This is a genomic window from Halomonas sp. DQ26W, assembly GCF_003339685.1.
GTDB lineage: Bacteria > Pseudomonadota > Gammaproteobacteria > Pseudomonadales > Halomonadaceae > Halomonas.
Genome location: NZ_QPKI01000014.1, coordinates 84,622 through 92,241, shown reverse-complemented (window position 1 = coordinate 92,241; position 7,620 = coordinate 84,622). Strand labels below are relative to the sequence as shown.

At 61.1% G+C, this 7,620-nt stretch carries 7 protein-coding genes; all 7 read right to left on the bottom strand.

Annotated elements, in window-relative coordinates:
- Nucleotides 1–256: 256 nt before the first annotated feature.
- A complete protein-coding gene (locus DU490_RS09430) occupies nucleotides 257–949 on the bottom strand; it encodes a hypothetical protein (RefSeq protein WP_114574049.1) in 693 nt (230 codons plus the stop codon).
- 374 nt (nucleotides 950–1,323) lie between these two features.
- On the bottom strand, nucleotides 1,324–1,827 hold the full coding sequence (locus tag DU490_RS09425) for a CAP domain-containing protein (RefSeq protein ID WP_114574048.1): 504 nt from the start codon (nucleotides 1,825–1,827) through the stop codon (nucleotides 1,324–1,326).
- A gap of 236 nt (nucleotides 1,828–2,063) precedes the next feature.
- On the bottom strand, nucleotides 2,064–2,228 hold the full coding sequence (locus DU490_RS17170; RefSeq protein ID WP_181870002.1) for a hypothetical protein: 165 nt from the start codon (nucleotides 2,226–2,228) through the stop codon (nucleotides 2,064–2,066).
- A gap of 235 nt (nucleotides 2,229–2,463) precedes the next feature.
- Entirely contained in the window at nucleotides 2,464–3,099 is a 636-nt protein-coding gene (locus DU490_RS09420) for a TIGR04282 family arsenosugar biosynthesis glycosyltransferase (protein ID WP_114574047.1), read from the bottom strand.
- The gene (locus DU490_RS09415) at nucleotides 3,089–3,778 is read right to left on the bottom strand and encodes a TIGR04283 family arsenosugar biosynthesis glycosyltransferase (RefSeq protein ID WP_114574046.1); all 690 of its coding nucleotides are present in this window, start codon (nucleotides 3,776–3,778) and stop codon (nucleotides 3,089–3,091) included. Before DU490_RS09415 ends, DU490_RS09420 begins: the two co-directional genes overlap by 11 nt.
- Before the next feature lie 7 nt (nucleotides 3,779–3,785).
- The gene (locus tag DU490_RS09410) at nucleotides 3,786–4,880 is read right to left on the bottom strand and encodes an aminoglycoside phosphotransferase family protein (protein WP_114574045.1); all 1,095 of its coding nucleotides are present in this window, start codon (nucleotides 4,878–4,880) and stop codon (nucleotides 3,786–3,788) included.
- 189 nt (nucleotides 4,881–5,069) lie between these two features.
- A complete protein-coding gene (locus tag DU490_RS09405; protein ID WP_114574044.1) occupies nucleotides 5,070–7,517 on the bottom strand; it encodes an FAD-dependent oxidoreductase in 2,448 nt (815 codons plus the stop codon).
- Between the last annotated feature and the right edge of the window lie 103 nt (nucleotides 7,518–7,620).

Sequence of the window (7,620 nt, the reverse complement as noted above, 5' to 3'; positions counted from 1 at the left end):
TCTCCTACAGGGTGGTAGTCGCCTGTTATGGCAGGAAAAGGCAGCTGTTGGAGCGCTGGTTTCCATCGCGACTGGCGCCGGTAGGCGCCTTGGTGGAGGCCGCCGGCGTTGGCGGTGGTCGTTTGCTGGCGTTATTCCTTTTCCCTTTCCGGTTTTTTCTCCATCACCTTCTCGATTAAAGTAGCCGTCCGGAAGTCTCTCCTGCAGCCGGTTGTCAAAGGCAGGTCTTCACTGCCTGAACTCCCAGAACCTGGCACTAACGGACGAGTTCTGCAGTGCGCCGTGTAGTCGATCCGAACCACATGGGTTTATCGACGACGAACTTCATCGAACGCTTCACCAGACCTCTTCCGGGGAAGAAGCCGAGGTCGAGCCACAACCGGATAACCGCCTGAGCCTCAAGATCGATGGTTTGCTCGATCGGCACCAGGAAGCCTTCATAATCACCAGCCTGGGTCGTGTACCGCTCTCGAGTGATGGGCATGACTCGGTGCTGGTACTCACCCTTGTGTACAACCTCTTGCGTCTCTCTGTTAATGACCGTAGCACTGCCAGAGGCACTCCATGTCCGGTCTGGTACAATTTTGTTGGGTAGCAGTACTACGGGCGGCTCGTACAGCACGGCCTGGCCTTCCGTCAGTACGTCTAAACCGGTGATCAGCACGCTGCCATCTAGATGCTCGGAAAGATGGAGGATGTTGTAGTCTCCAAATCGAACTTCCCAACGGCCTTCACCGTCTGCGGAACTCACTTCCATCACGACTTGCCGTCCCTCTCCGTCTCCGTCCACCACTTCAAACGTGCTTTCACCGGGGGTCAGAGGGAAAAGCTCCCTAGCCTCAACTTCTTGAACCGTAGACGCCGGAGGCGTCGACGTCTCTGCGAGGGTGGCCCCGGCGGTGCAAAAGGCTACGCCGATCAGTATCGCTCGCACGTAAGACAGGTACATTGCATCTCTCCAAGGGTCCGGGGGCAAGGTGCGGTGCAGCACGCTTGCCAATGAAGCGGTGTCAACGAGAAAAAACGGGAGAAACGGAGCCACTGGCTGGAAAATCGTGGAGACCGCCCCCTGTAGTGCTTCCTGGCAAAAATTTGCGACCCGACCTTCTCTACCGGAGTATAGGCAAGTCCCAGCCAGCTGACTTCGCATCGGCAACACCGCCGGGAGTCCTTCGGCTTCCAGTCGTGATCTAAAAATTCTCCTACAACAGTTTGGTTAGCGGTGGTGGAGAGTGTCGCTGTTGGAGCGCTCGGTTCGGCGCTCCGACTTCGCATCGCGACTGGCGCCGGTAGGCGCCTTGGCGGAGGTTGTTAGTATTGTACTCATCGTGGTCGGCCGAAGACTTGCGTCCAGAAGGGGGAGTAGTCCGATCCATCCACTTCGACGACGGCCGCTCCCATCTCGGTGAATTCATCGCTCATCATATTGGCGCAGTGGCCAGGGCTTGAGAGCCAGCCTTCGATGACCGAGTCGACATCGGCTTGGCCAGCGGCGATATTCTCTCCGACCGCCATCCAGTCGTAGCCGGTTTCGTTCACTCGCTCGTTCACGCCCACATCGTCTTCATCGGTATGGGCGAAGAATTCGTTTTCCGCCATGTCTCGCGAATGTGTCTCGGCGGCCTCTGCCAGGCGACAGCTCCAGGCCAGGGGCTCTGCCGCCTCGAGTGTTTCGTCGCCGCATTGGCGTGCTTCGCTACGTATTTCGTTCACGCGGTCCAGCATTGCCTGTTGTTGGTCATTCGGTTTGCAGTCGCCGGCGTGCAGGGGGCCGGTACCGACGAAGCTCAATAGCACTAGTGTGCCCGGGAGTTTGGGGTTATGCATGGTGCCTTCCTCTGGCATTGGTATCGCAGGTGTTATCAGTGGCTGGGTGTCGGCCAGATGCCACGTAGACTGGGAGCCTGTTGGACTTAATGCTGATCTGCTGTGAGATCCGGTCTTTGGGCCAATTTCATTTGATCTGATTCGTTAAATAATAGCGGACTAATCGCCTCGTCAGATCGATAAATGTGTCTCGAAATCCCAATTCTTCGTGAAAATTGGTCAAATTCGACAGACTACTAGGGCATGTCGGTGGTGGCCGTTGGGTGGCGTCGATTGTCGCCTGGTGGGTGGTTGCGGTTTGCCCGATAGCAGGACCAGGCGTGTTGCTGCGGCTGTTGGGTTTCGTGGCTCTCCATGGCACGTAATAGCCAGGCTGCTGCATGCTCGAGAATCCTCTTCATGCTGACCTCCATGTATTTGGCTGGTGTGCGCTTCCCGCTGTTTGCACTCACTTTCTGTATGGATAGTAGTGGCGTTTGGCAGCAGACGCGTGATGCTGAAACTCGCTATCAGCGGGTTCCTGTCAGTAAGGGTAGCCAAGATTGCGCCGTGGGTGCGGTGTCATCATGAAGATGCAGGGCAAGGAAGGGGTTTGTTGTAGGAAATTGCCGTCACCTGGGGTGAGGCAGGACGTGTTCACTGGCCGTGTGTCGTGGGCGAGCCGGTGAGCAGTTCGGGGCTGTGGGTCGCCAGTCGTGCCAGGTCTTCTGGCCGGTCAATATCCCAGACCGTATCCAGGCAGCGTAATCGCAACCCCAGGGCGGCAGCAGCATGGGCGGTCTGGGACATCACTCGATCGGTACCCCAGTCGATGCCTGTGAAAAGCCGGGCTTCGGCGCGGCGCATGGCGATCAGGCCATAGCCGCCATCCTCTGCCGGCAGGCAGACCACGTCAGATTCGCTGAGTGCGGCGTGGCAGCGGTGCAGTAGTTCCGGTGTCAGGACCGGACAGTCGGTGCCGATGACTAGTCCGGGTCCTGTCACGGTGGCCAGGGCGTGGTGCATCCGCTGGCCCAGGTCACCATCCGGCTGGGGCTGCATATCTATCTGATGGTCTTCGCTTAGTGCAAGAAACAGCGGGTGATGATGCTCGAGTGCGGTCCATAGGGTGACTCGCGAGGTGGTGGCAAGGGCAGTGGCCAGGGTATGACGTACCAGCCTGGCATGCAGCTGTGCGGCGCCTTCGGCTCCCAGTGCCGGTATCAAGCGGGTCTTTGCCTTGCCGGGCAGTGGCGCCTTGGCCAGCACCGCGAGCGTAACGTCAGCGCACATCGCGGTAGACCCTGGCCAACTGCTCGGGCGCCTCGCCGCGCCAGTAGCGATAGCGCAGCCACCACATCAGCAGGATGGTTGGCCAGGCGCCGTGGTGCTCCCAGCGCCGCCCCGAGCTGCTTGCCCGCTGGCGCAGGCAGGCTGGGGGTGAAAGTCGCTTGAGACGTTGTGTAAGCGCGATGTCTTCCATCAGGGGTTGGTCGGGAAACCCGCCGACCTCTTCGAAAGCGCTGCGAGTCATGAAGAGCGCCTGGTCGCCGGTGGCGATGCCGGTAAGGCGCGAGCGCCAGTTCATGGCAGTGGCGATCACCGGCAGCATGGGGTGGCGACCTTCAAGGCGGATGTCGAAGCGTCCCCAGTGATGGCGCCCGGCCAGGGCCGCGTCGATCAGGCGGTCGGCCCGCCGCGGCAGCTGGGTGTCGGCATGCAGGAACAGCAGATGGCTGGCAGTGGCGGCGCGGGCTCCCGCATTCATCTGCACGGCGCGCCCCGGTGGGCTCTCTATGACGCGAGTGGCTACGCGGTTGGCCATGACCACCGTTTCATCCTGGCTGCCGCCATCGACAATGATGATTTCGACACCGCACACCCACAGGCCGAGCAGGCGTTCGAGCCGTGCAACAAGCGTCGCGGCTTCGTTGAGGGTTGGGATGATCACGCTCAGAGCGGGCTGGGGCATGGCGTCTCTACTCTAGGTCGTCACTGCGCTGGGTTGCCGTGCCGGAACCGTCGGCGAAGGCCGCGACGAGAGACTGGAATTCCTCGCCCATGCGCCTGACCACCGGTGGAGAGAGGTAGTGTGCCACGCGGTCCTGAACGTGGGCATTGAGCGCTTCACTATTATGCTGTCGCGACCACTCCTGCCCACGGGCTTCGCTCAAGGGTGGCGCCCCGGAGGTCACCTGCCACTTTGCACACCAGGTGACCGACCACAGCCACATGGCGCGGCGCAGCGGCAGGTGCCAGTGGCGCTGGTCGCGGCCCGTGCAGCCCATTTCCCGTTCCCAGGCGGCGTAGGCGGCAACAATGGCATCGCTATCGAGCACGGCGTGGCTGTTGATGTCCCAGGTGGTCGATGTATAGAGGGTGGCATGCGCCAGGTCGAAGCCGGGGTAGCTGTAGCGGGCTTTCTCCAGGTCGACCATCCAGGCCTTACCGTCGACATCGATCAGGAAATTGCCGGGGTGGGCATCGAAGGTGATCAATCGTTTTGCAGGGCGCTGAGGCGTCTCGATGGAGGCGGAAAATTGTGCCAGTTCGTGACGAATCCCCTGTTCGGCTTCGGGCTCCAGGTCGGCATCGGCCAAGTATTGTGCCTGGTCCAGCACCTCTCGATACATCGACACCAGTGGATCGCGGGGGGCCAGGAGGGGGACGCACTCGGCCGAGGCGGGAAGCGGCAGGCGATGGATCGCCGCCAGGCTGCGCATCAGCGCGGGTAGGTCTCCGGGAAGCGATGCGCTACGCCCTTCGATGGCCTTGACCACCAGGGCGCCACGGGGCAGTGCGGGGCAGAGCGGCAGGCTCTCGGCCATTGTGGGCGTCACGCCACTGGGCGCGGCGCGGGCAAAGCAGGTGGACTCATAGGTCAGGTGAGCCTTGGGCTCGAGGCCCATCTGGCTCTGCTTGGGAATGCGCAGCAGCCAGCCACTTTCGCCCAGGCGTAAATGCGCGTGGGCAAGGCCGCTGTCTTCCATGGGTAGCAGCGGCTCGTCGGCCCAGGATGTGTCGGCGAGACTCGCCTGGATGGCTAGGAGGGCGTCAGGCTGGGTCAGGGGCATGTGGAGTCCTTGTGCTCGTTTCGGTGGAGCGACGAGGTGACGCCAGACAGCCCATGCTACTACAGAATCCGCATCCCAACTGGGTCAGAACCTTCGAAGCGGCAGGACGGCACCTGGGTTTTTCGAAGGCGGCGCAAGAGCTGAGCATGGGCCAGCCGCGGTCAATCAGCAGATCAAGTGGCTCGAGCTTCAGCTTTTCACGCGTGTCATGCCGGGATCATGGAACGCACGCAGGCTGGCTTCGACCTTGTGGCGTCGCATGGCGATTTCGATCTCGTAATCGCCCTCCTTGATCCATTCCGGTGTCACGCCGTCTGCGTGCTCGACATAGCCCATGGCAACGTTGCCGCCGACGTAATGGCCATACATGCCCGAAGTGGTACGACCGACAATCACGCCGTCACGATAGATGGGTTCTTCGTGGTAGCTGGTCGCCTCGGGATCCAGGAACCGGAACAGCACCATTCGCTTTTTGACCCCCTCTGCCTGTTGTTGTTGGAGGGCCTCCCTGCCGATGAAGCCTCCGGGCTTGTTGAAGGCCACTGCAAAGGAGAGCCCGGCTTCCAGTGGCGAATCCTCCTCGGCGATGTCGTGTCCGAAGTGGCGATAGCCCTTCTCGATGCGTAACGAGTTGAGGGCGTGATAGCCGCAGAGCTTGAGGTCGAAGGTCTTGCCGGCAGCCACGATACGATCGAAGACATCGGGAGCGAACTCGGTGGGTATGTAGAGCTCCCAGCCCAGTTCCCCGACATAGGTGATGCGGGAGGCGCGCACACGAGCGTAACCCAGCTCGATTTCCTTGGAGGTGCCGAAGGGGAACGCGTGGTTTGTGAGGTCTTCACCGGTGAGTTGCTGGAGCAGGCTGCGTGCCTCGGGGCCCATGACGGCGAGCACGGCCATCGAGGAGGTCACGTCGGCTATGACCATGTTCGCTTCTTCGGGCGTATGGCGCCGCAGCCAGTCCAGGTCACGGGTCTGGGTCGGTGCTCCGGAGACGATGAGGAAGTTGTTCGTTTCGAGACGGGTTACGGTGAGGTCAGCTTCGATACCGCCTCGTTCGTTCAACCACTGGGTATAGACGATTCGTCCCGGCTCGACATCGATGTCATTGCTGCAGATACGGTTCAGCACCGTCATGGCGTCACGCCCCTGCACCATCAGCTTGGTGAAGGAGCTCTGGTCGAAGAGGCCGACGCGTTCGCGAACGGCCATATGTTCCGCCGCCGACCATTCGAACCAGTTCTGCTTGCCCCAGCTGTAGCGGTATTCTGCCTTTTCGCTATTCGGGGCGAAGAAATTTGCCCGCTCCCATCCGGCGACCTCGCCGAAGCAGGCATTGGCTCCCGCTAGGCGCTCATGCAGGATGCTTCTGCGGACGTTGCGCGCCGTCTCGAACTGCCGATAGGGCCAATGCATGGCGTAGAGCAAGCCGAGTCCTTCCCGTGTGCGGTCATAGAGGTACTCGGCATTTCCCTGAAATGGCTGGTTGCGGCGTATATCCACCTCCCACAGGTCCATGGGGGCGTGTCCCCTGGCAATCCATTCGGCGAGCACCTTGCCGGCGCCCCCGGCAGACTGAATGCCCACCGAGTTGAAGCCGGCTGCAACAAAGTAGTTGCGCAGTTCAGGCGCTTCACCGAGATGGTAGCGATCGTCGGGCGTGAAGCTCTCGGGACCATTGAACACAACCTGTAGCCCGAGGTTTGCCAGGGCGGGAACGCGGCGCATGGCCGCTTCCAGGTAAGGTTCCAGGTGGTCGAGGTCCGGCGGAAGCTCATCGAAGCTGAAACTGTCCGGGATCCCCTGGTGCCCCCAGGGCTGGGCATTCGGTTCGAAGGTGCCGATCAACAGCTTGCCGGCTTCGGTCTTGAAGTAGTTGCAGCCATCGAGGTCCCGCAGGGTTGGCAGCTGTGCTGCCAGGTCCGGCATACTTTCGGTAACGACATAGTAGTGTTCAGCGGCGTGGAGCGGCACGTTGACTCCGGCTTTCTTCCCGAACCCACGGGCCCACATACCGGAACAATTGACCACGAATTCGGCGTCGATCTCGCCCGATTCAGTGATCACCCCGGCGGCTTTGCCGTGCGCCGCCTTGATGTCGACGACAGGGGTGTTCTCGAAGATGCGTGCTCCGCCCAGGCGCGCGCCCCTGGCCAGGGCCTGAGTCACGTCGACGGGATTGACGATGCCATCGAGCGGCAGGTGGATGCCACCGACGATGTCGTCGATATCCATCAGGGGCCAGAGCGCCTTTGCCTCATCGGGGCTTACCACCTCGCAGGGAAACCCGCAGAGCTTGGCCATGGAAGCGCCACGCTTGAGTTCGGTGAAGCGCTCCTGGTGGGTCGCGATGCTCAGCGAACCGTTGCGAACGAATCCAGTGGCCTGGCCGGTTTCGGCGCTCAAGCGTTCGTAAAGGTCCGCGCTGTAGCTGGCCAACATGCTCATCCGGTAGGTGGCGCGCAAGGTCGGCACCAGGCCGGCCGCATGCCAGGTAGTGCCGCAGGTGAGCGACTTGCGCTCCAGCAGCACGATATCGCGAATGCCCAGTTTGGTGAGGTGGTAGGCAACGCTGCAGCCAATGACGCCACCCCCCACGATCACTACGCGTGCCGAGCTCGGCAAGCTATTGCTCATGTCGGTTCCCCCGAATGCTTGTTATTGGATACGAGACGTTACCTGATGTTAGGAAGCTAAACGGCTTGATGCTAACCTATTATTGGCTATCGTTTAATAAGCA